Here is a 26,668-nt window from a genome sequence, read left to right as displayed (position 1 = left end):
AAAATCTAGTCATTAATATGAATTGTGCCGCCCTTTAAAGTTTTAAAATGGTTTTGGATTTCTTCCTGGTTACCGTAAACAGCTACTGCACCGTCTTGTAATATTAAAATTTTATCTACCACCGATAATACCGACGGTCTATGAGAAATTACCACGCAGGCAATTCCTTTAGCTTTTGCTTGTTTTAAAGCACTTGCTAAAGCCACTTCTCCCGCTTCGTCTAAGTTAGCGTTCGGCTCGTCTAAAATAATCAGTTTCGGATTACCGTAAAAGGCTCGAGCAAGTCCAAGGCGTTGCTTTTGTCCGCCGGACAGATTTGAACCTCCGGCACCGATATCGGAATCATAACCGTCGGCAAATCTTAAAATCATCTCATGAGCACCGGCTATCTTTGCCGCTTCGATAACTTTTTGTGGATCGGGATTCTCAAGCATTCTGGCTATATTTTGTTTAATACTGCCGCTAAAAAGCTCTATTCCTTGCGGTAAATATCCTACATGATTACCGAAATCTTCTCTATTCCATCGGTAAATTTCTGCCTCGTCAAGTCGCACTGAACCTGATAATGCTTTCCATACTCCGACTATAATCTTAGCTAAAGTAGATTTTCCCGCCGCCGAAGGTCCAATAATTGCCAGTATTTCTCCGGGCTGGACGGCAAAGCTTACTCCTTTTAAAATATATTTTGGTACGGGCGGTTGCGGTAAATGGCTTGGAATAGGAGTAGCATAATAAATATTATCCACCGTGAGATGCCCCTCGACGTTAGGAATCGGCATAGCTTCATCTCTTGACTTATATGTCGCAAATAGTTGATTAATATTTTTATACGATTTAAGAGCACCGCTCATACTTTTCCACATCTCAATAGCATTATCGAAAGGTGCTAATGCTCTACCGACTATTATCGAACTCATAATCATATTGCCGGGCGTCATGTCTCTACCGCCGCTGGTGACGACAACATAAGCACCGACGCCCGTTACCGCCATTTGCATAACGTTACGAATAAACCTTGAAAAGTTAGAAATTGCACCGTTACGGTAGCTAGCAACCGATTGCTTATCTAATGCCGCCAAATTAAATTTATGCCAATTGTGAGTAACGTTTTTCATCATCCCCATAGCTTCAACTACTTCGGCATTTCTATTGGCGATATCTGCCTGCGTCATACCTTTTATTGAAAATTCGGTAGCTTCACCGAGCGTTTTATTAGTAGCCGCCGCATTAAAAAAGGCAGTCGAAACTATAATAACCGCTCCTAAAACCGTAATAGCTCCAAGATACTTATTAATTAAAAAAATAACTATAATATAGATAATACTCCAAGGAGCATCGAATAAAGTATTAATGCCGGTACTGGTTAAAAAGGTTTTAACCGTTTGGAAGTCCCTAAGCAACTGGCTAGAACCCATATTAGACCTGGTTGCGGCGGCGGAAATAGAAATAGAAAAAACTACCGGTGCTACCGTTCTATCAAGCCATTCTCCTACTTTAATTAGAGTAAAGGATCTTGCAACTTGTAACAGCCCGTAAACAAAGTAAACATAAGCTATTATTATCGATAAAAATAATAAAGTTGATAAATTGCCGCTGCCAAGGACTCTATCTAAAACTTGCAAAGAATAAAGCGGCGTAATTAACATCAAAACATTAATTACGAAAGCAAACCAAAAAACTATCCAAAAAGCCGTTTTGCATTGCTCTAATGCTTGTACCAAAGGGTTTTTGTTAGTTATAACATTATTTTTATTCATGTATTTATCTCAAGTTTATGTAGCTTTTTTATAAATCTTTTTAAATTTGAAGTTAGAATTAATAAAAATCCGTCATAGCGAAGCCACGAAAGCGTTGTTGCGTGGATACCTAATCCGTCATGGCGAGACGCCTTTTGGCATCGTAGCCATCCAGACTATCCCGAGCGTTGTTGCGTGGCTCAAATTGTTGATGTCATTCCCGCGAAAGCGGGAATCCAGAGAATATTTAAGCGAATTATATAGTAAATTTTTATATAATTTTACTTATTTTAAGTGTTTTTTCTGGATTCCCGCTTTCGCGGGAATGACATACGGAACGTTCTAGAGCCATGCAACAACACCGTCAAGCTTTATGAATGACGCTGTAAGCATAGCATTATAAAGACAAAGTTAACAAGATAAAGTAAAAATTTGTTTATTGTAAATAATTCTTAATTAATTCTTCAGCAATTTGTACGCCGTTTAGTGCAGCCCCTTTACGTAAATTATCGCACGTGACCCATAAATTTATAGTATTTGCTTGCGTATTGTCGTCTCTAATTCTGCTGACATATACTGAATCCTCACCTACTACTTCAATAGGAGAAATATACGGTGTTTCATTAAGTTTAGAGATTGTAATGATTCCGTCGGCGTCTTTTAATATTTCTTCTGCTTCAAATGCGTCCATTTTACTATTAAATTCAATATTAACTGCCATAGAATGAGCAACAAATACCGGTACTCGGACACAAGTAACGCTAACATTTATATGATTTCCTATAATCTTTTGTAATTCAAGAGCAATTTTAGATTCTTCACTTGTATAGCCGTCTTCATTAAAATGACCTATATAAGGAAATAAGTTAAAGGCTATTTGCTTGGGAAATATTTTTGCATCAACTTCCCCGAAAGTATATTTGGATTTAGTTTGCTTATAAAGCTCGTCCATACCTGCTTTACCTGCACCGGACACCGATTGATAAGTAGAGATAATAACCCTTTTAATTTTTGCTTCATCATCTAAAGGTTTTAGTAAGACTGCCAGCGGTATAGTACAACAATTCGGGTTAGCAACAATATTTTTAACCGAATAATCCTTTAATTTTGATAAATTAGCTTCAGGAACAATTAAAGCTACTTCTGCGTCGAGTCTAAAAAAAGAAGATTTATCAATAACTATACATTTTTTAGCGATAGCTTTTGGGATATGTTCTTTTGAAAGATCAGAGCCGGCACAGAAAAAAGCAATATCAACATCACTGAAATCTAAATTATCTAAACTAATTGTTTTTACTATATCGTCGCCGAAACTAATTTCGGTGTTCATAGAATTATTTGATGCTACGGCGTAAATTTTGTTAATCGGAAAAGAACGCTCAGCTAAAATATTAATGGTTTCCCGCCCAACATTTCCCGTAGCACCGATTACTGCAATATTATATTTTTTACTCATATTCTTCTAACCGATTAAACCGGAAATTTTTTTTCCGCCTATAATGTGAAAATGAAAGTGAAAAACGCTTTGCCCCACATTTTCCCCTTTATTAGTTACTAACCGGTAACCCGATTCATTCAAGCCGGCTTCTTTTGCGATATCAGAAATTTTAGCAAAAAAATATTTTATTTCTTCAGAAGAAGCCTTAGCAATAAAATCATCATAATCAATATATTCTTGTTTAGGAATAACGATTAAATGCACCGGTGCTACCGGATTTATATCTTTAAATGCTAACAGCTTTTCATCTTCATAAATTATTTCTGCCGGAATATCCTTATTGATAATTTTTGCAAAAATATTTTTTTTATCGTACATATTATATTTTTTTACTTAATTGTTATATGTTTGTCATGCTGAACTTGGTTCAGCGTTGTTGCCTGGCTCGAATTTTTGATGTCATTCCCGCGAAGGCGGGAATCTAGAAAATATTTAAGCGAATTATATAGTAAATTTTTATATAATTCTGCTTATTTTAAGTGTTTTTTTCTGGATTCCCGCTTTTGCGGGAATGACATATAGCACTTTTTTAGAACCACGCAACAACACCGCTTAGTTCAGCGTCTCTTGTACCAAGCTTTATGAAATATACTGTAAATCTAAAATATGATATAACAAATAAGAGGGAAATGTAAAGAAAAAGCTTTATAATGACGATTCCGGTAGCCATGCAACAAGGTTAGTTGAGAGGCGGTGGACTTAATGCTATAGCGAGCGGCTTGATGTTTGTCTTTATTTGTGGTAAAACAATCTTTTCTAGAAATAATCAAATTTATGACATTTAAAAAACCCTCGAAAGAAGAAGCCAAAGAAGCAGTAAGAACGCTTCTTAAATTTATCGGCGAAGACCCGAATAGAGAGGGGCTACTTAAAACACCTGAGCGTGTAATTAATAGTTACACTGAAATGTTTTCCGGTTATAAAAAAGATATAGCCGAGATATTAAGCACTAAATTTTATGATACTTGTAATTTTCAGGATTTTATTTTACTGCGAGATATTCATTTTAATTCCTTTTGCGAGCATCATATATTACCGATGAGCGGCACGGTTGATATAGCTTATATCCCCGATAATTGTATAATCGGTATAAGTAAACTGGCAAGAATAATAAACGTTTTTGCCGGAAGGCTGCAAATCCAGGAAAAAATGACCGTCCAAATTGCCGAAAGTCTACAAGAGCATTTAAAGCCCTTAGGCGTTGCCGTAAAAATTTCCGCTTTGCATAGCTGTATGTCGCTTCGGGGAGTAATGCAAAATAATAGTATTATGAATACTATGCATTATACGGGTATATTTGCCGAACAACAAAAATATCGTCATGAATTCCTTAACCTTACTTCAAAAAGGTAGAATATATAGCTCGTAAATGAAGAGTTTAGAACTTGTCACCCCGTGGCTTGACCACGGGGTCTAGAAAGGTAAGAACTGGATGCCGTGATCAAGTCACGGCATGACACCCGTGGCGTTGTTGCATGGCTCTAGAAAAGTCCTATATGTCATTCCCGCGAAGGCGGGAATCCAGAGAATATTTAAACGAATTATATAGTAAATTTTTATATAATTTTGCTTATTTTAAGTGTTTTTTCTGGATTCCCGCCTTCGCGGGAATGACACCAAAAATTCGAGCCATGCAACAATGTCGGTATGACACTATAACAACTATAAATATTAGTAAAAAAGTAAATAAATTATGTTATTATCCAAATATTTCCTACCTGTATTAAAAGAAGAACCGGCAGAAGCACAAATAATATCCCACAAATTAATGCTTAGGAGTGGGATGATTAGACAGCAGGCAGCCGGTATTTATAGCTGGTTACCATTAGGTTTAAAAGTCCTTAAAAATATTGAAAATATCGTACGGCTAAATATGAATAAAGCCGGCGTGCTTGAGGTGTTAATGCCCTGCATTCAACCGGCTTCTTTATGGGTAGAGTCGGGACGTTTTGAAAATTACGGTAAAGAAATGCTGAAATTTCAAGATCGTCACGATCATACTTTATTATTCGGTCCGACTAATGAAGATATGATTACCGATATTTTTAGGCATAATATCCAATCATATAAAGATTTACCGAAAAATTTATACCATATTCAATGGAAATTTCGTGATGAGATTAGACCCCGCTTCGGTGTTATGCGAGGGCGGGAATTCTTAATGAAAGATGCTTATTCGTTCGATATAGACGAAGAACACGCCGTTAAAACTTATAACAATATGTATAAGGCATATATTAATACATTTTGTGATCTCGGTGTTAGCGTCGTGCCGGTGATTGCCGATAACGGTCCTATCGGCGGCAATCTTAGCCATGAATTCCATATTATTGCCGAAACCGGCGAAAGTACTATTTATTACGATAAAAGATTTAAAACATTAAAAGAACACACTGAAATCGACATAGAGGAACTTAAAACTTGGTATGCAGCAGCTGAAGAAAAACACGACCCAACTAAATTATCGATTTCGGAAAATGACATAATCAGCAGTAAAGGAATCGAAGTCGGACATATTTTTTATATCGGCGATAAATATTCTATGGCGATGAATGCACTGATAAACGACAAAAACGGCAAACTCGCACCGGTGCAAATGAGTTCTTACGGCATCGGCATTTCACGGCTAGCTGCCGCCATAATAGAGGCAAATTACGATGCAAAAGGTATTATATGGCCGGTAAATATTGCACCTTTTAAGGTCTCGCTTATTAATTTAAATATTCTTGATAGTCAATCTTGCCAAATAGCGGAACAATTATATAAACAACTTACAGCTCACAATGTGGAAGTATTATATGATGACACTAATGAACGAGCAGGTAGTAAATTCGCCACGCATGACCTGATCGGCTCACCTTATCAAATCATAATCGGACCTAAAAAAGCGGCAAATAATCTAGTAGAGTTAAAAAACCGTAAATCCGGCGAGATAGAGGACATAGAAGTTGATAGTATGATTGAGCGGTTACTAAAAAGTTTTAGCTGAAATAACGAGGTACGGTGTCATTCTAGTTCCTTGATCGGTGTTGCTGCGTGGGATCGAATTTTTGCAAAGCGTACGGTGTCATGCCGTGACTTGATCACGGCATCCAGTCTTTTTATTAAGGTTTTTTCTGGATACCGTGGTCAAGCCACGGTATGACATTGGAACCATTTTTAGAGGCATAACAACACCTAAGACATTAGCGTTGTTGGGGTTAATAATACCATAACGGCAGTGATAATTTAATATCAAAACCCGCTACCGTAATATTTAAATCTTTCTCGGCAGAATATTTTTCTTCCCTAATTAAGGCAATCGCTTTATTTTGATAAGCTGAGCATATAACACCGATTTTGTCCTGACCTGTAAAAATCTCATCTTCTTTTACTAAAATAGATAAATCTTTTTCAGCAGAAACTTTAAATATTTTTTTTCTGATTACCCCTTGATATTTTGCTCTTGAAATAACTTCTTGCCCAACATAGCAACCTTTATCATAACTAATAGCGTTTAATTTTTCTGCTCCGTATTCGATAGGAATAGATTTATTACTAATTAAATCTTCGTAACCGTCAATAATTGAAAAATTATATTTATCTTCTAAATATAATTTTTTAGTAGTAATATTTTGCTCCAAATCAACCTCTTTACTAATTATCGAACGAAACCCTAAAGATTTATAACGCGGATCACGAATAGCAATTAATGATTCGGTATTAAGGATTTGATGAGAATAAATTACTTGATAAATACCGCTTAAATCCGTTATTTCTATTTTAGCACGTAATTTATAAAAAATTAAATGGCTTATAAATGCTTCTTTATTATTTTTATTTATATCGATAAAAACCTGTTCCATCGAGGGAATAAAAACGAAAAAATCAAATAAATACCTTCCTTGATTGTTTAGAAGATAAGTATAACAATAATTAGTTTTTGTAAGATCGTTAGTTGTCAGGTTTTGTAAAAACTTTACTGCATCCTTGCCGGTAATTTCAATAATCGACCTATCGCTTAATATTTCATACATAATATACTAGTTTAACCTAAATAGCTTGGATTTGTATCATTCCTGCGTGGATACGGCGTTGTTGCACGGATCATAATTCACCGTATTATGGTTATTACAAGTATGGTGTCATACCGTGGCTTGACCACGGTATCCAGAAAAGACCTTAATAAAAAGATTGTACACTAGTCCACAGTATGACACCGTACGCTTTGCAAAAATTCAATCCATGCAACAACACTGGAGGAACGACATTGGGGAATTGGTATACTGCTCGTATTTAAACATTAAATCTGAAATGTACTATATCACCGTCTTGCATTTTATATTCCTTACCTTCTAATCGCATCTTCCCAACTTCTTTAGCTTTTGCTTCGCTACCTAAATTTATATAATCTTCATAGCCGATAACTTCTGCACGGATAAAGCCTTTTTCAAAATCCGTATGAATTATGCCGGCTGCAGCAGGTGCAAAAGTACCTTCTTTAAAAGTCCAGCTATGTGCTTCTTTAGGACCAATTGTAAAAAAGCTTTTAAGATTTAGCAAATTATACGCCTCTTTAATAACCTTGCTTAACCCCGTTTCCTCAAGCCCGATATCTTTTAAAAATTCTTCTTTTTCTTCTTGATGCTCAAGTAAAGCAATATCAGCTTCTATTTTTGAGGAAATAACCACGCATTTAGCATTTTCCTTTGCTGCTCTTTCAGCTACTAATTTTGTTAATGCATTGCCTATTGCTGCATCTTTTTCAAGGACATTACAAATATATAAAGTCGGTTTTGAGGTTAGTAATTGCAGCTGTTTTATATCTTCTTGATCATAAATATTATTAAGCACTCGTGCAGGCTTGCCGTCAGCTAATACCTTATATATTTCCTTTAGTAATTCTACTTGATCTTTTAATGCTTTATCACCTGTTTTTAAGCGTTTTTCGCTCGCAGCTAAACGTTTTTCTACCGATTCTATATCGGCAAGTATTAATTCTGTTTCTATAATTTCTAAATCATGTATCGGGTCAACCTTATCATGAACATGCGTAATATCCGTATCCTCAAAACAGCGTAACACATGCAAAATTGCGTCTACCTCTCTTATATGAGCTAAAAATTTATTGCCGAGCCCCTCGCCTTTACTCGCTCCTTTAACAAGCCCGGCAATATCAACAAATTCTATATAAGAGGGAATAAGTTTTGCAGAGCCGGCAAGACTTGCTAGTCGTTGCAAACGCTCGTCAGGCACGGAAACTATACCACTATTAGGCTCAATAGTACAAAACGGATAATTCGCCGCATCCGCCGATTGACTCGCCGTTAGTGCATTAAATAACGTCGATTTGCCGACATTCGGCAAGCCCACAATCCCACATTTTAGTGTCATAAATTTTTTTATATTAAACTATATTACTAATGAAAACTCTTGAATTCTTTTTAATTCTTCTTGTATTAACTTTTTTGTATCTTCAACTTTTTTATGCACTGCTATTATCTCTTGCTGCTTTTCAATATCAAATTCACCGGTTAAGGTTATTGGAATATTAACCAATAAATTTGCAACTTTTTCTTTACTTGCTGTTTTGCTCCATTTAAAACCTTGTGCTAATAACACATTTTCTATAGCGTATCTCATATATTCGATATCTAGAATTTGTGTATATTCTTCTTTTATTATCATAGGTCTATGATGATCATTCGTTGTAAATTTATTTTTATGGTAAAAGACATAGCCAACTGAACCTTCTCTATTCCATGCTAAACAATTTTCAAAATATGCAACATTATTTAAATTATCTTTTATATATCCGATAGGTTCTTCGTCTTTCTTACCTCCATATACTGGTATGTTACCTTTATTCGCTTCAATAAATGATTTTGTAAGTCCCTTTATTGAAGGTAAATCAAAAATATCACCAATCCTAACTTCTTTACTTTTAGCAATATTTTTGTTACAAGTAGTAAGTTTTATTTCTTGTAAAGTTGTGCTGAAGGCTTTTAAAGTATCAGCCATACCTGACACTACTGAACTAAACTCCAAAACATTCAATGTTTTATTTTCTTTTTCAATTCCTAACGCAATTTTTTCTTCTTTACTCCACCATCTATCAACCGCCCAATGAATATCCGATTTAAACTTTTCTATTGAAACTATTTTACAACGAGGATCTTTATTAATAGTTTCAAATGCTTTTTTATTACCTTTAAAGAAATTATAAAGTGTAGTGGCTTCTATGAGGTCATTTTGTTCGATATCAAAGCGATAAATATCTCGGCTTTCACCAATTTCACTTACTAAATAAGTAAAAACAGAATCAGTCTGAATATCTGTTTTACTATTTTTTTTAGTTATACATAAAATATATGTCTTTTTATTGGTAGTGAAAAATGTGTTTACTGGTAACGATATTATTCCGTCAATAAAACATTCTTGACGTAAGAATGCTCTTAAATTTTTTCCATTCTGATTATCAAATATACTATCTGGTACAATAACAAAAGCTTTACCATGTGGCTTTAAAGCTCTAATTATCCATTCTATAAATAATCCCTCAACCCCTTTTGCATTAATTTTATAGTATTTCTTAAGATCATTATTTTTTTGTATTTCTTCTTTTAAGTTACTGCTACCATCAGTAACATAAGGAGGGTTTGTAAGAATTAAATCATATATATTTTCAATTGGATCTCTTAGAGTACCTAAAATTGAACCGATTTTAAGAGTAAATGTAGAATTAAATAAATCTGCAAATTCTTTTGTATGATTCGGATAATTTTTTATAATCTCACTAAAGTAGATAAGCATATTGGCTTTGGCAAGAATGATTGTTCTCTGTTCATCTTTGTCAAAACCTTTATCAAAACCTCGAATAGTTATTTTTGGTATTATTTTACCATCCTCAATTTGATAAAAACGATCTAATTTACTTTTTATCGGTTCTAATAAAAACTTTCCGACACCGCAAGCAGGATCACATATCACCGCTCCTTCTCTAATCTCATCTCGAACAATTATTTCTATTGCTCTAACTACTTTCATTGGAGTAAAATATTGCCCCCAATTTTTTTTGCTTATACTTTCTTTTAAAAAGCTCTCAAATAATTTACTTTTAAAATCGTAATCAATATGTTCAAGGCGTCCATACTTATTAAATTTGTCAAGTACTTTGAAAAAAACGGTACTATAACCTGCGACTGCTTTTTGATCTTTACTTACAAATATCGAACCATTAATTATAGTCGTATTATCATGAGGATTATAAGGAAATAACTCTTTTATTTTCTTTCTTACATTATCGACATAAAAAATTAGCACTTCATCATAAGTATCTGTTGCATACATTTCCATTAAAGAATAGAAACTATTTCGAGATTTCAGAATACCAAGATCACTAAGATACTTAAATATGAAAAGCTCTACAAAAGTATAAAGACAATTTTCAGGAGTAGCACCGCTAACGCTCCAAACATCTTGCCATATAGAACTTGCTAAACAAGTCGGATTCACTAATTTTGGCGATAATAACTGATTATTAGTTTCATTTATTGAATAACTGATTTTTTCTATAAGCAACGGGAGTGTTTCAATAGTTATATCAAATAGCACGGAAATATGATTACCGTCTTCGTCTAAAATTAATTCTCCTGTTAACGCATTAACCCATAAAGTATCAATCGTATCTGTTGCAATAACTATTTTTGATCCTAGTATTTTTGCAACCTCGATTTCTTGCTTAACTGCTTTTTGTTGCTGCAATATTGTTTTAAATTCTTTGGGCTGCTTAAACTCAACAATCGCAATGACATTTTGTTTATTTACAATAAGTGCATCAACTTTTTTATTTTCTAACACACCATAATCAACATTACGTATGATACCCGCACTTTTTAACGCTTTCAGTGTTGTCGCTCCAATATTATAGTAATCCCATTTACCAATTTTGGATGTTGGAGTTTTTCTATTTAATCCCCGTTGTAATAGCTCTTCACTCATAACAAAATCTCTAATATTTTTCTCTATAAGTAATATAGTATTTTTGTAAATTAATATAGTGCAAACCAAATCTTAAGCTAGGAAATACTGGCTACCACAAGAGCTATGTATCTCCTCACAATAATAAATCTTTCCTTAAAGAGTATAATATAGAGCCTTTCTCATAGCCATGTCTGGCAAATTCAACTTTATAGCCTAATTTTTCGTAAAATGGTTTTGCTTGCCAGTCCATAGTTATTAAATGGGTAAAATTACAGTCTCGTTCACGTGCTAAATCTTCAGCTTTTTCCATTAATAAAGTACCGTAATTCTGATCCCTTATATCCTCATTTACAAACAGTGAACCGATATAAAGCCCACCCCAAGAACTCATACCGCTAATTCCTGCAATAAAATTTTCATCCTTATCAAAACATGAAAAAGAAAAAGATTTAATATCTCCTTCTAAGCCCTTTTTCTCTCTAGCATCTTTATTAAAAGCCTCGATAATGATAGATCGATGGTTTTTATCCTTCTCCTCGGCATAGATAATTTTAAACGGTAATTCTTTTTTCATAGTGTCTTATGTTTTTTTTAAATTAGTCGCTTCAACGTTATTCTCACATGGCATTATTGCGTGGATAAGTTATGTGCTCTATGTCATTCCCGTGAAAACGGGAATCCAGAAAAAGGTGAAACAATTTTAACTTTTAGTTTTAAAACTTATAGCGTTTACGCCTCTTAATTACTAGATTCCCGCCTTTGCGGGAATGACATCGGGAACGTTTGTACACTACTGGGTCAAGCCACGGCATGACACCCTAAATAACTTCATATTTTATTTTTAAATTCTTCTAATTTACCTGCAAGCAATAAATCAAAATTATTAATTATTTTATCTATCGCCGACTCTATTATATTATACTCAGCCTTAAAAAAATTATGAAGCACATAATCGGCTACTTCTTCATTATTTTCCGGTCTACCTATCCCGATTCTTATACGATGGTAATTATTACCTATAGTTTGGTCTAACGATTTTAAGCCGTTATGCCCGCCACTGCCTCCACCTTGTTTACATTTCACTCTCCCGACGGCTAAATCGATATCATCGTGAATAACATAAATATTTTCAAGTTTAATATTATAGTAAGACTTTATCGCTGTTATTGCATTACCCGATAGATTCATATAAGTCATCGGTTTTACCAGCAATATTTTATACGCTTCTATATTTCCTTCAGCAATTTCGGCATTAAATTTTTTTTTCAAAGAAAATGATAATTGATAATATTTTGCTAACTCATTAATAGCCATATACCCGACATTATGCCTTGTATCTTGATATTTTATTCCCGGATTTCCAAGACCGATAACAAGAATCATAATATTACCTTGAATAAAAAGAGACTATAATTTGATTGATGTGAATTTGGCGTGCGGCGGGCGGTGATGAAGGAAATATAATATAAGAGGTTATTTGTTGTGTGGTTTATTGTGCGTGGATCGGAAATTGCCTAGAATCGTCATTGCGAGGAGGCATTCTCCTATGTCATTCCCGTGAAAACGGGAATCCAGACTTTTCCTTGTCATGCTGAAATAAATTTACAACTGTCCGAAGTGGAAAAATAAGTAGAAAAAATATAAAAACTTTTCGCTTTATAATATATCAAAATAGTAATATTTTTAGCATTAACGACAAAAACAAGTACTATTTAATAATCTTAGTTTTTTAACTTCGGACAGCTGTAAAATAAATTCAGGATGACTATAATTTTCTGGATTCCCGCCTTCGCGGGAATGACATCAAGAACGTTTTTAAACAATCCATGCAACAAGGCTTTTTCGCAATGACGACTCACACTATTTCGCCGCTTCAGCAGCAACAACTCCCTCTTCTGCGTCAGCTTTTCCTCTACGTCCGATTATCGTTGCAAGGACAAATTCTTTTTTAGTAGCAAATTGACATCCTTCAGGCAAATTTACACTTGAAGATTTTATAGAAGTAGCAATCGGCATATTAGTTACGTCAATAGTAATATTCCGTGGAATATTATTAACGTCACATAACATAGGAACCGTTCTTTTTATGATATTAAAATATCCTCCCCTTTTTACTCCAAGTGCTCTTTCTTTCCCTTCATATACTACCGGTATCGCCGTTTTTTGAGTTTTTTCTTCTAAAAACACAAAATCAACATGGCGTACTATATCCGTAACAGGATGCAACTCTATAGCTTTTGGCAGTACTTTATATTTTGTTTTACCGACTATAATATTGATTAATCCGGATATAAAAGCCGGTTTTCTGTAATGTTTTGTTATTTCTTTCTCTTCGATGGAAATAGCAACGGGCGTTTTATTTGCTCCGTAAATAATAGCAGGGACTCTGCCTGTTCTTCTTAATTCCCTTGCTGCACCCGTACCGAATTCTGATCGCACCTCTGCGGCAAGTTCTAATATCTCACTCATCTTAATATACTCTCCTTAAGCCTTTAAACTTTAAAGCAAGTAATATTAACCTCAAATTTCTAAAAATTCAAGTTCTAATTATAATTTTTTACTTTTTATTCACATTAACAATCCGCCGCCTTAATGCCCTTATTTACTATTAATTAAAATTTACTACTTAGTAAAATTTCCTTAAAGAATAGTTTGCAATATTTAACTTTTTTCTTATAATAGTGTACAATAAATATATTGCGAGGATACTATGACAACAATTATTAATGCTAAGTCAGGTTATGATAACTCTAAATCTACATTTGATCATGCCACATTTGATAATGATTTTGTAAAAACTAATAGGGTATTATCACTTTCCGGCGGCGGAGTAAAAGGCATAGCTGAATTAGTAGTACTTACTGAAATTGAAGAAAGAACAGGTAAATCTATATCCGAATTATTTCCTATTATTGCTGGTACCAGTGTTGGAGGGTTAATAGCTGCCTTATTGACTATTCCTAAAGAAAAGGGTTCAAAAGAAGCCAAATATTCAGCAAAAGATGCATTAGAAATATTTACTAACAGTGCTTCCGAGATTTTTCCTAACGTATTTTTAGGATCATTAAAACAGCTATTTACACATAAATATAGTCAAGCTTCTTTAAAAAAAATATTAGACGAATATTTAGAAAATAATAGGTTAAGCGATACTACTTCTCGTCTTATTATTCCGGTAACCGATTTAAATGCTAAAGAAAAAGAAGCCACAATTTTTGATAGTGATGATAATTATAGTTCACATGTTAAAGTAAAAGACATAATACTTGCAACAACTGCAGCACCGACTTTTTTTAAACCCGTTACAAATAGGGAATATACTAAAAGCCAGCAAGAAGGAGATATATATGCTTATGCGGATGGGGGACTTGGAGCAAACCGTCCGGCTTATGAAGTTTTAAAAACACTTAAAAAAGGTCATACTAGAACTGAACAAGCAGAAATTCTAGATCATACGATGATTTGTTCTATTAACTTTAATAACGATATGGAGCTAAATACGTCAATACCGAAAATTGGTTTAGACGGAGGATTAGGATGGTTGCTTAAAGGTAAAATACTAAACAGAATCATGAAAGGTAATGAAAATTTATCTACGGCAGAAGTTAAGGCTGATTTACCCGGAGAAGATGAATTTATTGAAATATCAATCCCTATTACTAAAGAAACTGCGAGCTTGGATAATGCAAATTCTAAAAATATGGAAAATTTGATAGCAGTAGGGCAAAAATATATAGCAGAAAATAGCGAAGCGATCCAAAAATTATGTGATAATTTACTTGATAATATTAACAAGGAACAAGGGCTTAATACAACAGAAAGTCTTCCTGAAATTACTGCCGATAGTGCAGATATTATTGATGATAGCGGTAAAGAACAAGTTTTAACAATAATACGAGAATATACTGAAGCATTTTGTGAAAAAAACCCTCTTTTAAAAGAAAATATAGATAAATTTTTTAATGCATTAAAAAATTATACTTACGATGAACTAGAAAAATTAGTTTTAAACTTTAATGAGTTAGGAGATCTTAGTGAAAATGAATTAGACGTATTTGTTACAAATTTTAATATGTTAGAAAATTATACTAGCAATAACCTACAGAATTTAATTTTAAATTTATCTGCAATTACTAACGAAATCTCAAATACACAAAATAATTTCACTCCCTTTACTAGTTGCAGTATTGAAGCATTAAAGGAAGATTCAGCACTTGAAGGAATTGATATAGAAGCAGATGATGTATATGCTTAATCTGTAATTAATCAAAACTCTGTCATTGCGAGCGACTAAAGGTGTTGTTGCATGGCTCAAAAAAAGTGCCGTATGTCATTCCCGCGAAAGCGGGAATCCAGAAAAAACACTTAAAATAAGCAAAATTAGACAAAAATTTACTATATAATTCGTTTAAACATTCTCTGGATTCCCGCTTTCGCGGGAATGACATCAAAAACTCGAGCCATGCAGCAAGGTCTTTAGTCGCTCGCATCGCTTGCAATGACGTTTGTGGTATCCATGCAACAATGCTTTCGTGGCTTCGCCATGACGATCGCAGGAGCCATACAACAACACACGCACCTCCTCGCAAGACATACTTACGCTTTAATCGAGCATTCTAGAAATTTTAATTCAGCCTCTATTTCAGACCATACGCATCAAGTTAAGAAAAGCAAGTAGGTTATACTGGTATTACGGTAGTAAATTATGAATTAAAAAGAAGCTAATATATGGTATAAATTTTTGCAAGATTAACAACTAAATTGTGAGAATTTGTACTATGGGGAAAATAGTAAACTTAGCAAAACTATGCCAAGAGTTTTTTGGAGAGACAGCCAATAATTTATCCATTACAACAGGATTTATTAAGAGACAACGAAAAATAACTGGTTCAGCTTTTCTAAAAGCTATAGTGTTTGGTAATATGAGCGATAGTAATTGTAGTCTTGATGGAATGCGTAACTTTTTAAGTGAAGAAACTATAGATATTTCTGCCCAAGGCTTAGACTTTAGGTTTACTGAGGTAGCAGTAAAATTTATGCAGTCAATGTATGAACAATGCTTGAAATTATTTAGAAATACTATGCCGCTTGATTGCAACATTTTGCAGCAATTTAATAGCGTTAAATTATTGGATAGTAGCCATATTATTCTACCTGCCAATATGGCGGATATGTATAAGGGTTGCGGTGCTTGCTATAAGGGGCGTAGTAGTACAGTGCAATCTTCTCTTAAATTACAGGTAGTATTTGATTATTTAAATCAATCGTTAGATAAAGTCGATATAACAGAAGGTATAAGGGCTGATCAAGGATATAGAGAACATTTATCAAACATATCTACTAAGGACTTATTAATATCTGATTTAGGTTATTTTGTCCCAGCTTCATTTATTCAAATTATCGAACTTGGTGCATATTTTATTAGTCGTTATAAAGCAGATACTAATATATATGACCCTATCACTGAGGAAAAAATTGATTTATTAAACTTATTAGATAATAAATTCTTTTTATCAAAAGATGTACTTTTAGGTAAACAAGCAAAAGTTAAGCTACGGATTATATGTCATAAATTGACTGATGAACAGGCTATTGGTAGAAGAAGGAAGGCTAATTTATTAGCTAAGTCTCATAAATATAAATCTTCTTCAAGAAACCAGAGATTACTAGATTGGTCAATATTTATCACTAATATATCAGAGGATATGGTTAATGCTGAGCATATAATGATAATTTATCGAGCAAGATGGCAAATTGAATTATTATTTAAATTATATAAAAGTCATGCAAAAATTGAGAATCTTAAAGGGAGAAGTAAACCTGCAAGAGTTTTGTGTGAATTATATGGTAAATTATGTAGTGTGCTTATTTTTCATGGATTATCGAATTGTGTAGAATTAGCAAATGATAGAGAAATTAGTTTAACCAAAGCATTTATTGAACTACAGAAAAGGTCAAGAGAATTATTCCTGTCTATTACTGGACGTCTTAATGATTTAGAGCAGTTCCTTAAGAAATTAATTATAGATTGGGGGAAATTTTCTTTGAAAGATAAATATCGTAAAACCAGATTATCTTCCTTAAATACACTAAAATTATTAACAATTATGGCTTAACTTGATGCGTATGCTATTTCAGACTGTGCAAATACTACATCTCTCAAACGATAATTTTTCCGTTGTAAATCATATTCCCTGATATCGGAAGCAAAAAAACCGAATATCAGCATTATAGTTAATTTACTAATAAATACTAATCCTTGAATATTAATTGTCGTTACAATTATATTAATTATTATAACTAAAAATAAAGCTAGCCATATTTTATGATAAACTGCCCAAAAAACATTAAACAGCAAAGCTCTCCATGAAAATCCTTCTCTAACAATAATAAAATTATTACTTTTTTGTTCAGGATTGATATATATTGCGTATATATTCATTAATAAGCCTTGAAATTTAAGAAAAAATAATTAACTAAGACAGGTATATATTACCTAATTAACTGTTAAATATCAATATTTAAAATTTTTCATTATGTCAAATAATCTAGACTTACACGGCACTACAATACTTTGTATAAAAAAGAATGCAGAAGTAATTATAGCTGCTGACGGGCAAGTGTCGCACGGCAATACAATATTAAAAGCCGGAGCTCGAAAACTTAGAACTATCGCCAATAATAAAATTATCGCCGGTTTTGCCGGTTCTACTGCCGATGGGCTTGCTTTGTTTGAAAAGTTAGAAGCGAAATTAGAGAAATATTCTCATAATTTGCTTAGGAGTTCCGTGGAACTTGCCAAAGATTGGCGTAGCGATAAATATTTACGACGTTTGGAGGCAATGATGATAGTTGCCGATAGTGATCATATCTTAATTCTAACCGGTAACGGTGACGTAATTGAACCTGAAAATAATGTAGCGGCAATAGGCTCCGGCGGATTGTTTGCGTTAGCGGCTGCTAGAGGTTTAATGTCTTGCGATAATAATTTAACGGCAGAGGATATTGCATTAAAATCAATGAATATAGCTGCTGATCTCTGTGTTTTTTCTAACCATAATATCATTCTGGAAAAAGTTTTATGACTGCTACTCAAAAAAAAGATTCTATGGGATTTACCCCTTCTCAAATAGTTAGCGAACTTAATAGATTTATTGTCGGGCAAGACAAGGCTAAAAAAGCGGTGGCTATTGCTCTTAGAAATCGTTGTCGTCGTAAAAATATTAAAGGTATGCTCCGTAATGAAATTGTTCCTAAAAATATTTTAATGATTGGACCTACAGGGGTCGGTAAAACCGAAATCGCTAGAAGGCTTGCGGGTCTTAGCGGTTCACCGTTTTTAAAAATAGAAGCGACTAAATTCACGGAAGTAGGATATGTCGGGCGTGATGTTGAATCAATAATACGTGATCTTGTAGAAATAGCGGTTAATACTCAGAAATCTCAAGCTAAAATTGAAGTAAATATCAATGCTAGAGAAAAAGTAATAGAAAGGATATTAGATAGTTTAGTCGGTAAGTCTTCTAGTACAGAGACCAGAGAAAAATTTCGTGATAAAATTTTAAGCGGTACACTTGATGAGACCGAAATTGAAATAAATATTGCCGATACTACTCCGCCTTTAGGTAGCGGTAATTTTGAAATTCCCGGCATGCCCGGTAGCTCTATGGGTGTTCTTAATTTAGGTGATATGCTTGGTAGAGCTTTAGGAAGTAGTAAAACTAAACTGAAAAAAATGCTTGTTAAAGAAGCAATGAATATCATCCTTTCGGAAGAGTCGGAAAAATTAATAGATCAAGAAAAAATTATAGGGCAAGCTATAAATTTAGTTGAAAATGACGGGATAGTGTTTATTGATGAAATCGATAAAATAGCTTCTAATTCTGCATCAAGTGCAAAGAGTTCAGAAATAAGCCGTGAAGGAGTTCAAAGAGATTTACTGCCTTTAATCGAAGGAACCAGCGTTAATACTAAATACGGGTCGGTTAAAACCGATCATATATTATTTATTGCCTCAGGAGCTTTTCATTTAACAAAACCTGCCGATTTATTGCCGGAACTGCAAGGCAGATTACCGATTAGAGTGGAATTGCATCCGTTAACTAAAGATGATATGGTGAAAATATTACTGGAACCGGAAGCGAGTTTAATCAAACAATATTCGGCTTTACTTGCAACGGAAGGAGTAGAGATAGAGTTTACTGCAGAAGCTACGGAAAAAATTGCTAGTTACGCTACGACTGTTAACTTAGAAGTAGAAGATATTGGTGCCAGAAGGTTACACACGATCCTTGAAAATTTATTAGAAGATATAAGTTTTAATGCTAGCGAGATGAAAGGGCAAAAAGTCACTATAGATAAAGAATTTGTGGAAAAACAATTATCAAAAATAATAACTAATCTTGACTTAGCAAAATTTATATTGTAATATGACTTTTCAACTGAAGGTAGAAATTAATTAAAAAGGATCACTCCGTGACTTGATCAGCGTTGTTGCGTGGCTCGAGAAATGGTTTCAATGTCATGCCGTGACTTGATCACGGCATCCAGTCTTTTTATTAAGGTTTTTTCTGGATACCGTGGTCAAGCCTGTGTTGTTGCATGGCTCTAAGAAAGTGTTATATGTCATTCCCGCGAAAGCGGGAATCTAGAAAAAACACTTAAAATAAGCAAAATTATATAAAAATTTACTATATAATTCGTTTAAATATTCTCTGGATTCCCGCTTTCGCGGGAATGACATCAAAAATTTGATCCACGCAACAATGCCGGCTCCGACCACGGAATCCAGTTTTATAACGTCATAAAAAGGCTCTAAAATAAGTCTAATATGGTCTTATTTTTCTGGATGCCGTGATCAAGTTACGGAGTGACACAGCCTTTTCTTTAACATTCGTACAACACAGGTACAAGCCACGGCATGACACCTCCTCAGGTGAACCGAGGCTAAACACAAACAACGAACTCATGATAGTCCACATTGCTAGCTTAACATTTAACGGAATCGAAATTACCGATGTTGATGTGCAAATACAGATATCGCCGGGTATTCCGTCTTTTACTATAGTAGGGCTTGCCGATAAAACTATTGCGGAATCAAAAGAACGAGTAAAAGCTGCCCTTTCTTCGATCGGGCTTGCACTGCCTACAAAGAAAATTCTAATAAATTTAGCACCCGCCGATTTAGTTAAAGAAGGAAGTCATTTTGACCTTGCTATTGCTTGTTCTATACTTACGGCAATGAATATTTTGCCTAATATTGAAATACAAGAATATCTTATAATGGGTGAATTATCGTTAGACGGTTCTATTTTACCGGTCAATGGAGCTTTGCCGGCAGCAATTGGAGCTTTAGCACGCGGTAAAGGGCTTATCTGCTCACGCCGGAACGGTTCAGAAGTTGCTTGGTCCGGCAATAATAAACTTTTAGTATCCGGTAATTTAATTGAATTAGTCAATCATTTTAAAGGTTCACAAGTTTTAACGGCTCCTGAGCCGCAAGCTGATAATAGCGTAATAAATTATCCCGATTTTAGAGATATAAAAGGTCAAAAAACCGTAAAAAGAGCTTTGGAAATTGCAGCGGCAGGAGGACATAATCTTTTAATGTTCGGTCCTCCGGGTACCGGTAAATCAAGGTTAGCTCAGTGTATGCCGGGAATATTGCCTAAAATGTCTTCGGAAGAAATTTTAGAATGTAGTATCGTTGCAAGCATTGCCGGTAAACTTTCAGGGGGTAAACTTACTAGGGTTAGACCGTTTAGAGCACCGCATCATTCTTGTTCGATAGCTGCGATGGTAGGGGGCGGAGTAGGGAAAAAAGTTAAACCGGGAGAAATTTCGTTAGCTCATAACGGCATATTATTTTTAGACGAATTGCCTGAATTTCCACAATATAGCTAGAAGCTAATAAAACGGCTATAAAAAAAGACTTATGACATATAGTATAGATTTTCGTAGAAAGGTATTTAAGATAAAGAACAAAGAAGGTTTAAGTTATGTACAAACAGCCAAGCGTTTTGATGTAGGGAAGACAACATTAGTGCGTTGGGCAAAACGTTTGGAGCCTTCACGTACTCGTAATAAACCTGCAACAAAAATCAACATGGAAGCATTAAAACAAGATGTCAAGGACTATCCTGATGCTTATAATTATGAGAGAGCTGAACGTTTAGTTGTAAGTACACATGGCATTTGGAGAGCTCTTAAACGCTTAAATATTACATATAAAAAAAACACTGAATCACCCAAAAGCCAAAGCAAAAGAGAGGTTATGCTTTCAAAATAAAATTACTCAATATACACATGATGGAAAACCTATAGTATACTTGGATGAAAGTGGTTTTATGCATGACATGCCTCGTACTCATGGATATTCTATGAAGGGAGAAAGATGTTTTGGTACACATGATTGGGGAGCTAAAGGACGTACTAATGCTATAGGAGCCTTGCTAGACAAAGCACTTTTGACAGTTAGTCTTTTCGAACATAATATTGATACACAAACTTTTACTCATTGGGTAAAAGAGGATTTAATGCCTAAATTACCAGATGGTTGTGTAATTGTTTTAGATAATGCTGCTTTTCATAAGAATAAAGATATGCAATATTATATCAAAAATGCTGGGCATATCCTTGAATATTTACCGGCATATAGCCCAGATTTAAATCCAATTGAACATAAATGGGCTCAAGCTAAATCTATTAGGAGAAAATATCAATGTGATATTGATCAACTCTTTAGAGATTATTGTCCATAGCCGTTTTATTAGCTTCTAGCTATATGTTATCGAATCTTTAAGGCAACCGATAGAGAACGGCGAAATATTAATTTCACGGTCAAATTCCCATATAAAATATCCGGCAGATTTTCAGTTAATAGCTGCCATGAATCCATGTAAATGCGGTTATTTAAGCGATCCTTATAAAGCATGCGTAAAAGCTCCCAAATGCGGGAGTGATTATCAAATGAAAATATCAGGTCCTATTATGGACAGGTTTGATTTAAATATAGAAGTTTCTAATAATATGAATTTTTTAAATTATAATAATCATCCGGAAGAGGAAAATTCCAGCGATATTGCTGTCCGAGTGGAAAAAGTCCGTCTTATACAGCAAAAAAGATATGAAGGATATAATATCAAAACAAATAATCGGTTAGACGGGCAGTTGCTAGTAGATTATGCAATGCCTATAGATGATGGGAAAGAATTGTTAAATGAGGCGGCAGTAAAATTCCGATTATCTATGCGTGGTTATAACAAAATCCTCCGAGTAGCAAGAACTATTGCCGATCTTGAGGATTCAGATAAAGTATATAAGTTACATATTGCCGAAGCATTAAGCTATAGAAAAATGGATTTTAATAATAATTCCGTTTCAAGATAGGCGTTGTTGCGTGGCTCTAATTTTTGCAAAGCGTACGGTGTCATTCTAGTTCCTTGATCACGGCATCCAGTCTTTTTATTAAGGTTTTTTCTGGATACCGTGGTCAAGCCCTCTACTGTACGAACGTTTAAATAAAGAGGTGAAAATTCTGTCATTCCGTGGCTACGACCACGGAATCCAGTCTATAATGTCATAAAAAGACTCTAAAATAAGCCTAATACTGCTTTATTTTTCTGGATGCCGTGATCAAGTCACGGCATGACACAGCCTTTTCTTTAACGTTCGTACAACACAGGGTCAAGCCACGGTATGACACCATACTTGTAGTAACCATAATACGGTAAATTATGATCCACACAACAATCCCTCCTCGCAATGACGAGGTAAGCTCGATCCATGCAACAAAGCCTTCAGTCGCTCGCCATGACGATTTGGGTATCCATGCAACAACGCTTTCAAGATAAATAAATTTTATGTAATACTCACAATTAATGGTTGTTTTTTTAAATATAAATTATTAATATTTTAGATTCTGTGAAGGAGATTTACTAAATATCGGCAAGTATGGTGTCATGCCGCGGCTTGTACCCTGTGTTGTACGAACGTTTAAATTAAAGAGGTAAAATTCTGTCATTCCGTGGCTTCGACGATGTTGTTGCATGGCTCATAAAGTATGGTGTCATACCGTGGCTTGACCACGGTATCCAGAAAAAACCTTAATAAAAAGACTGGATGCCGTGATCAAGGAACTAGAATGACATATAGCACTTTTTTAGAACCGCACAACAGTGCTTTTAGTCGCTCACCATGGATTCCAAGAACCATGCAACAAGACCACGCTTTAGCGAGAATGACATCCCTATAACAAATACTGCCTAACTAAGCTAGGTTTTGTGAACAAAGTATAAATAATTTAAATTTTGTTCACAGGACCTAATAACGGTAATTTTTTATCAGGAGAATCATGCATGAATATTAATTGGAATTTAGATACAATTATTTTCCTTAGTTTTTTATTAGTTAACCTATCATTTGGGCTTTATCACGGTAGAAAAGTTAAAACTATAGAAGATTATGCACTTGGCGGAAGAAATTTTAGCACGGGTGCCTTAGTTTCTACTATAATCGCTACGTGGATCGGTGGGGATTATCTCTTTATTACTTTAGCGGAAGTTTATAATACAGGACTACATTACACCATTGGTTGCCTTGGTATGGTAGTCTGTCTGCTTTTAAATGCATATTTATTTATTCCTAAAATGGGGAAGTTTTTAGGTAGCATTTCAGTTGCGGAATCAATGGGAAAATTATACGGTAAAAATGTCCGTATTATTTCAGCTATTTCCGGTACTATAGCCTCTGCAGGTTTTATAGCCGTTCAATTTAAAGTTTTCGGCGAAGTTCTTAAAAATTTCGTTGGATTATCCGGTAATACGCCAATTTTTTTAGCAGCCGGTATAGTAATAATTTATTCAGCTTTCGGCGGTATTAAGTCCGTTACTTTCACCGATATAATACAATTTTTTACTTTTGGGGTATTAATACCGGTTCTAGGATTTGTATTATGGAGTGATTTTAATAGCCAACCTAATTTTACTTTTGCCAATGCATTAACCAGTCCAATATTTGACTATAAACAATTTTGGGGTTTTTCAAATCCAAATTTTTGGTCATTATTATTATTATTTATACTATTTTCTTTGCCGGACATTAACCCTGTGATGTTTCAAAGGGTAGCGATGGGGCGAAATATACTGCAGGTAAAAAAAGCTTTTACCATTTCTGCGTTTATATTGATGGTAATTTTGCTCGGCATGGCGTGGATTGCCTTTTTACTATATAGTATACACCCTAACCTTGAGCCGACTTCTTTGGTTCAATATATAATAGGTCAATATTCTCACACGGGATTAAAAAGCTTTATATTAATAGGGATTGTCGCAATGTGTATGTCTACGGCCGATTCAAATATAAATGCTTCTTCCGTACTTTTAACTCATGATTTTTGTAGTCCGTTAAATATTAAATTTAAAAATGAACTAGTTTTATCTAAAATTATTTCTATTACGCTTGGCGGCATTTCTATATATTTGGCTTTGTTAGAATATGATTTATTACCGCTTGTATTTATGACGCAAAGCTTTTATATCCCTATTATCGATGTTCCTCTTATCCTTGCAATACTTGGGTTTCGTACCTCGACTAAATCCGTATTTATAGGAATGGGAGCGGGTCTTATCGCTGTTATAATATGGCGAATATATTTTATGGATATTACAAATGTCGATAGTATTCTACCCGGTATGGTAGTTAATTTCATATTTTTAATGGGGAGTCATTATTTACTAAAGCAACCTGGAGGATGGCAAAAAAAAGAACCGATTATTAGACCGACAAATAAGTTTAATACTGTAGTTAATTCTATTAAGAAATTTAATATTGTAACATTTTTTAACCAAAATGCACCTAAAAACGAGTTAATTTATACAGGCTTTGGAGTATTCTGTATAGTTTCGACTATCAGCAGCATGTATTCCATAACAAATATAATAGGTAATAAAACATTATTATTTTTCTTTGAAAGTATGTTAATTCTTTCTATTAGCTTTTTGACTTATCCGATTTGGCCGGTTAGCATTAAAAATAATATTATTATAAGACCGGCATGGTATATATCGGTTTTTTACTTATTGATAGTTTGTAGTACTTTCTTTGTTTTATTAAGCAGCTTTTCACACTTACAAGTTACGATATTTATATTAAATATTGTAGTAGCGGCAATTATAGTACGGTGGAATATTGCTTTTATAATGATTATATCGGGAGTATATCTGGCTATTGAAATATACTCCTATTATATAGGCGGTAATATTAAAATGGTTATAGAATATAATCAATTTATTTTATATGCTCTTCTCTTGATAGGTACCGTAATAATTATTTTCCTTAAACCGAAACAACAGAATGAGGAAATGGCTGAAACAATAAGAATTTACCTTAACAATAATAATAAACAACAACAGTTAGAGTTGATAAAACTCGCAAATTATCGTGAAGATTTTATCTCCCGCCTTGATGATCAATGTATAGCGGTATTTAAATCAATTCATCGACAAATTAATAACTTAGAGCAGGAGTTACATAAGCAAAATCCCAATAATTTAAAAAATATAAAACATGAATTGGTAAATATTGTAGAAAAACTAAAATCCGGAGCAGAGTATTTAGATACCGTAATTTTTCAAATAAAAGATAAAATTAAAATTTTTCCTGAAAAAGTAAAATTTCAGCCTTTTTTGCAAAATGTAATTAGTGAGTATAAAAAGCTTCACGGTTATTCTCACCTTGAAATACCTATTGATTTTAAAAGTAACTTAACAGAAATACAGCTTGATCCAAAGCTTATTAAAGAAACGCTTTTTGATTGCTTTAATCATGCCGTTATGAATTCTTCTACGCCAAATATTTCGGTAATAGTTGAAGATAGTGAATTACTATACGACCTTGAATCATTGAATAATTTTCAACAACTTAAACGTGATGCGGTAAAAATTTTAATTATCGGAAAAAACTCTACTTTAACACCGGAAGACATAAGAAAAATGATACGTCCGGCATATACTACGATAAATGAAATTCGTTCCGAAGAGATACAAAAAATAATTAACGCTCATTACGGTAAAATTGTTCTTATCTTAAATCGCTTTGCCGAAGCGAATTATATTATTACCCTTCCTGCTAGGTTAAATGAAATTAGACCTAAAAAAATGGATTTACCGGACAAAGAATTAAATAACGCTAATATAACGAATGCATTTATTACCGCTAATAATAAAGAAATATTGAAAGATGTTGCTATAGAATTAATAAAATTAGGAATGACCCCTACGTTTGTAGCAAAAGTAACTAAATTAAGCTTAGAGGAAATAAATCAGCTATAGTTAAAATCGCTTAAAATGTTATGTCGCATCATGGCGGGCGTTGTTGCACGGATACCCAAACTGTCATGGCAAGACCACGAAGGGCATTGTTGCGTGGATACCCTAAACGTCATTGCGAGCGACTGAAGGTCTTGTTGCATGGA

The 26,668-nt window shown here is 34.0% G+C and carries 21 protein-coding genes; 11 read left to right on the top strand and 10 right to left on the bottom strand.

All coding sequences use genetic code 11. The features are described 5' to 3' along the window. Positions 1-5: 5 nt before the first annotated feature. The 3 genes from AAGD48_RS02165 to AAGD48_RS02155 form a co-directional block, all read right to left on the bottom strand. A complete protein-coding gene (locus tag AAGD48_RS02165) occupies positions 6-1,757 on the bottom strand; it encodes a type I secretion system permease/ATPase (RefSeq protein ID WP_341790271.1) in 1,752 nt (583 codons plus the stop codon). A gap of 415 nt (positions 1,758-2,172) precedes the next feature. Beyond that, positions 2,173-3,192, bottom strand: a complete 1,020-nt coding sequence (gene asd / locus AAGD48_RS02160) for an aspartate-semialdehyde dehydrogenase (RefSeq protein WP_341790270.1) — start codon at positions 3,190-3,192, stop codon at positions 2,173-2,175. A gap of 6 nt (positions 3,193-3,198) precedes the next feature. Beyond that, on the bottom strand, positions 3,199-3,552 hold the full coding sequence (locus AAGD48_RS02155; protein WP_341790269.1) for a histidine triad nucleotide-binding protein: 354 nt from the start codon (positions 3,550-3,552) through the stop codon (positions 3,199-3,201). A 456-nt stretch (positions 3,553-4,008) separates the two neighbouring features. Here AAGD48_RS02155 and folE point away from each other — a divergent pair, with 456 nt between their 5' ends. Together folE and proS are read left to right on the top strand one after the other, a co-directional pair. After that, positions 4,009-4,587, top strand: coding sequence for a GTP cyclohydrolase I FolE (gene folE, locus AAGD48_RS02150; protein WP_341790268.1), 579 nt, complete (start codon positions 4,009-4,011; stop codon positions 4,585-4,587). 340 nt (positions 4,588-4,927) lie between these two features. Next, entirely contained in the window at positions 4,928-6,223 is a 1,296-nt protein-coding gene (gene proS, locus AAGD48_RS02145; protein WP_341790267.1) for a proline--tRNA ligase, read from the top strand. Between the two features lie 211 nt (positions 6,224-6,434). On the opposite strand, the gene AAGD48_RS02140 is transcribed toward proS, so the two are convergent. The 6 genes from AAGD48_RS02140 to AAGD48_RS02115 form a co-directional block, all read right to left on the bottom strand. Continuing rightward, positions 6,435-7,250, bottom strand: coding sequence for a folate-binding protein (locus AAGD48_RS02140; protein WP_341790266.1), 816 nt, complete (start codon positions 7,248-7,250; stop codon positions 6,435-6,437). Positions 7,251-7,509: 259 nt separating this feature from the next. After that, entirely contained in the window at positions 7,510-8,607 is a 1,098-nt protein-coding gene (ychF, locus tag AAGD48_RS02135; RefSeq protein WP_341790265.1) for a redox-regulated ATPase YchF, read from the bottom strand. Positions 8,608-8,625: 18 nt separating this feature from the next. Then, on the bottom strand, positions 8,626-11,214 hold the full coding sequence (locus AAGD48_RS02130; RefSeq protein ID WP_341790264.1) for an N-6 DNA methylase: 2,589 nt from the start codon (positions 11,212-11,214) through the stop codon (positions 8,626-8,628). Positions 11,215-11,329: 115 nt separating this feature from the next. After that, positions 11,330-11,770 carry a GNAT family N-acetyltransferase gene (locus AAGD48_RS02125; protein ID WP_341790263.1) on the bottom strand — a complete coding sequence of 147 codons (441 nt, stop codon included), beginning with the start codon at positions 11,768-11,770 and terminating at the stop codon, positions 11,330-11,332. Positions 11,771-12,024: 254 nt separating this feature from the next. After that, the gene (gene pth, locus AAGD48_RS02120) at positions 12,025-12,579 is read right to left on the bottom strand and encodes an aminoacyl-tRNA hydrolase (protein ID WP_341790262.1); all 555 of its coding nucleotides are present in this window, start codon (positions 12,577-12,579) and stop codon (positions 12,025-12,027) included. 477 nt (positions 12,580-13,056) lie between these two features. After that, positions 13,057-13,665 carry a 50S ribosomal protein L25/general stress protein Ctc gene (locus AAGD48_RS02115; protein WP_341790261.1) on the bottom strand — a complete coding sequence of 203 codons (609 nt, stop codon included), beginning with the start codon at positions 13,663-13,665 and terminating at the stop codon, positions 13,057-13,059. A 241-nt stretch (positions 13,666-13,906) separates the two neighbouring features. Here AAGD48_RS02115 and AAGD48_RS02110 point away from each other — a divergent pair, with 241 nt between their 5' ends. Both AAGD48_RS02110 and AAGD48_RS02105 read left to right on the top strand, forming a co-directional pair. Next, on the top strand, positions 13,907-15,451 hold the full coding sequence (locus tag AAGD48_RS02110; RefSeq protein WP_341790260.1) for a patatin-like phospholipase family protein: 1,545 nt from the start codon (positions 13,907-13,909) through the stop codon (positions 15,449-15,451). A 523-nt stretch (positions 15,452-15,974) separates the two neighbouring features. Continuing rightward, positions 15,975-17,312, top strand: a complete 1,338-nt coding sequence (locus tag AAGD48_RS02105) for an IS4 family transposase (RefSeq protein WP_341790700.1) — start codon at positions 15,975-15,977, stop codon at positions 17,310-17,312. Here the strand turns inward: AAGD48_RS02105 and AAGD48_RS02100 are convergent. After that, a complete protein-coding gene (locus tag AAGD48_RS02100; protein ID WP_341790259.1) occupies positions 17,309-17,638 on the bottom strand; it encodes a DUF2628 domain-containing protein in 330 nt (109 codons plus the stop codon). The two genes, AAGD48_RS02105 and AAGD48_RS02100, sit on opposite strands and share 4 nt — an antisense overlap. A 94-nt stretch (positions 17,639-17,732) precedes the next feature. Between AAGD48_RS02100 and hslV the strand changes: the two genes are divergently transcribed. From hslV to AAGD48_RS02065, 7 genes are all read left to right on the top strand, one after another. Further along, a complete protein-coding gene (gene hslV / locus AAGD48_RS02095; protein WP_341790258.1) occupies positions 17,733-18,281 on the top strand; it encodes an ATP-dependent protease subunit HslV in 549 nt (182 codons plus the stop codon). Further along, entirely contained in the window at positions 18,278-19,624 is a 1,347-nt protein-coding gene (gene hslU, locus AAGD48_RS02090) for an ATP-dependent protease ATPase subunit HslU (RefSeq protein ID WP_341790257.1), read from the top strand. The genes hslV and hslU overlap by 4 nt, the downstream gene beginning before the upstream one ends. Before the next feature lie 539 nt (positions 19,625-20,163). Beyond that, positions 20,164-21,099, top strand: a complete 936-nt coding sequence (locus AAGD48_RS02085) for a YifB family Mg chelatase-like AAA ATPase (RefSeq protein ID WP_341790256.1) — start codon at positions 20,164-20,166, stop codon at positions 21,097-21,099. Positions 21,100-21,130: 31 nt separating this feature from the next. Beyond that, complete coding sequence (locus AAGD48_RS02080) at positions 21,131-21,484, top strand: IS630 transposase-related protein (protein WP_341789396.1); 354 nt, start codon at positions 21,131-21,133, stop codon at positions 21,482-21,484. Next, positions 21,414-21,956: an IS630 family transposase gene (locus AAGD48_RS02075; RefSeq protein WP_341790702.1), complete on the top strand. Its 543-nt coding sequence runs from the start codon at positions 21,414-21,416 to the stop codon at positions 21,954-21,956. Before AAGD48_RS02080 ends, AAGD48_RS02075 begins: the two co-directional genes overlap by 71 nt. 28 nt (positions 21,957-21,984) lie before the next feature. Beyond that, positions 21,985-22,584 (top strand): ATP-binding protein, encoded by a 600-nt coding sequence (locus tag AAGD48_RS02070; protein ID WP_341790701.1) that lies wholly within the window; start codon positions 21,985-21,987, stop codon positions 22,582-22,584. 968 nt (positions 22,585-23,552) lie between these two features. Then, positions 23,553-26,525 (top strand): sodium:solute symporter family protein, encoded by a 2,973-nt coding sequence (locus tag AAGD48_RS02065; RefSeq protein ID WP_341790255.1) that lies wholly within the window; start codon positions 23,553-23,555, stop codon positions 26,523-26,525. Positions 26,526-26,668: the final 143 nt, after the last annotated feature.

Origin of the sequence: Rickettsia endosymbiont of Polydrusus tereticollis (assembly GCF_964026385.1) — a bacterium.
GTDB lineage: Bacteria > Pseudomonadota > Alphaproteobacteria > Rickettsiales > Rickettsiaceae > Rickettsia.
Note: the sequence above shows the minus strand (reverse complement) of the source record. Positions and strands in the feature narration are given on the sequence as shown.

Bases quoted from the DNA above. Each gene is read 5' to 3' on its own strand.
- AAGD48_RS02100 (WP_341790259.1), bottom strand. From the start codon at position 17,638: ATGAATATATACGCAATATATATCAATCCTGAACAAAAAAGTAATAAT.
- AAGD48_RS02085 (WP_341790256.1), top strand. From the start codon at position 20,164: ATGATAGTCCACATTGCTAGCTTAACATTTAACGGAATCGAAATTACC.
- proS (WP_341790267.1), top strand. From the start codon at position 4,928: ATGTTATTATCCAAATATTTCCTACCTGTATTAAAAGAAGAACCGGCA.
- hslV (WP_341790258.1), top strand. From the start codon at position 17,733: ATGTCAAATAATCTAGACTTACACGGCACTACAATACTTTGTATAAAA.
- AAGD48_RS02105 (WP_341790700.1), top strand. From the start codon at position 15,975: ATGGGGAAAATAGTAAACTTAGCAAAACTATGCCAAGAGTTTTTTGGA.
- AAGD48_RS02065 (WP_341790255.1), top strand. From the start codon at position 23,553: ATGAATATTAATTGGAATTTAGATACAATTATTTTCCTTAGTTTTTTA.
- AAGD48_RS02080 (WP_341789396.1), top strand. From the start codon at position 21,131: ATGACATATAGTATAGATTTTCGTAGAAAGGTATTTAAGATAAAGAAC.
- AAGD48_RS02155 (WP_341790269.1), bottom strand. From the start codon at position 3,552: ATGTACGATAAAAAAAATATTTTTGCAAAAATTATCAATAAGGATATT.
- pth (WP_341790262.1), bottom strand. From the start codon at position 12,579: ATGATTCTTGTTATCGGTCTTGGAAATCCGGGAATAAAATATCAAGAT.
- AAGD48_RS02110 (WP_341790260.1), top strand. From the start codon at position 13,907: ATGACAACAATTATTAATGCTAAGTCAGGTTATGATAACTCTAAATCT.
- AAGD48_RS02165 (WP_341790271.1), bottom strand. From the start codon at position 1,757: ATGAATAAAAATAATGTTATAACTAACAAAAACCCTTTGGTACAAGCA.
- folE (WP_341790268.1), top strand. From the start codon at position 4,009: ATGACATTTAAAAAACCCTCGAAAGAAGAAGCCAAAGAAGCAGTAAGA.
- ychF (WP_341790265.1), bottom strand. From the start codon at position 8,607: ATGACACTAAAATGTGGGATTGTGGGCTTGCCGAATGTCGGCAAATCG.
- asd (WP_341790270.1), bottom strand. From the start codon at position 3,192: ATGAGTAAAAAATATAATATTGCAGTAATCGGTGCTACGGGAAATGTT.
- AAGD48_RS02115 (WP_341790261.1), bottom strand. From the start codon at position 13,665: ATGAGTGAGATATTAGAACTTGCCGCAGAGGTGCGATCAGAATTCGGT.
- hslU (WP_341790257.1), top strand. From the start codon at position 18,278: ATGACTGCTACTCAAAAAAAAGATTCTATGGGATTTACCCCTTCTCAA.
- AAGD48_RS02130 (WP_341790264.1), bottom strand. From the start codon at position 11,214: ATGAGTGAAGAGCTATTACAACGGGGATTAAATAGAAAAACTCCAACA.
- AAGD48_RS02140 (WP_341790266.1), bottom strand. From the start codon at position 7,250: ATGTATGAAATATTAAGCGATAGGTCGATTATTGAAATTACCGGCAAG.
- AAGD48_RS02125 (WP_341790263.1), bottom strand. From the start codon at position 11,770: ATGAAAAAAGAATTACCGTTTAAAATTATCTATGCCGAGGAGAAGGAT.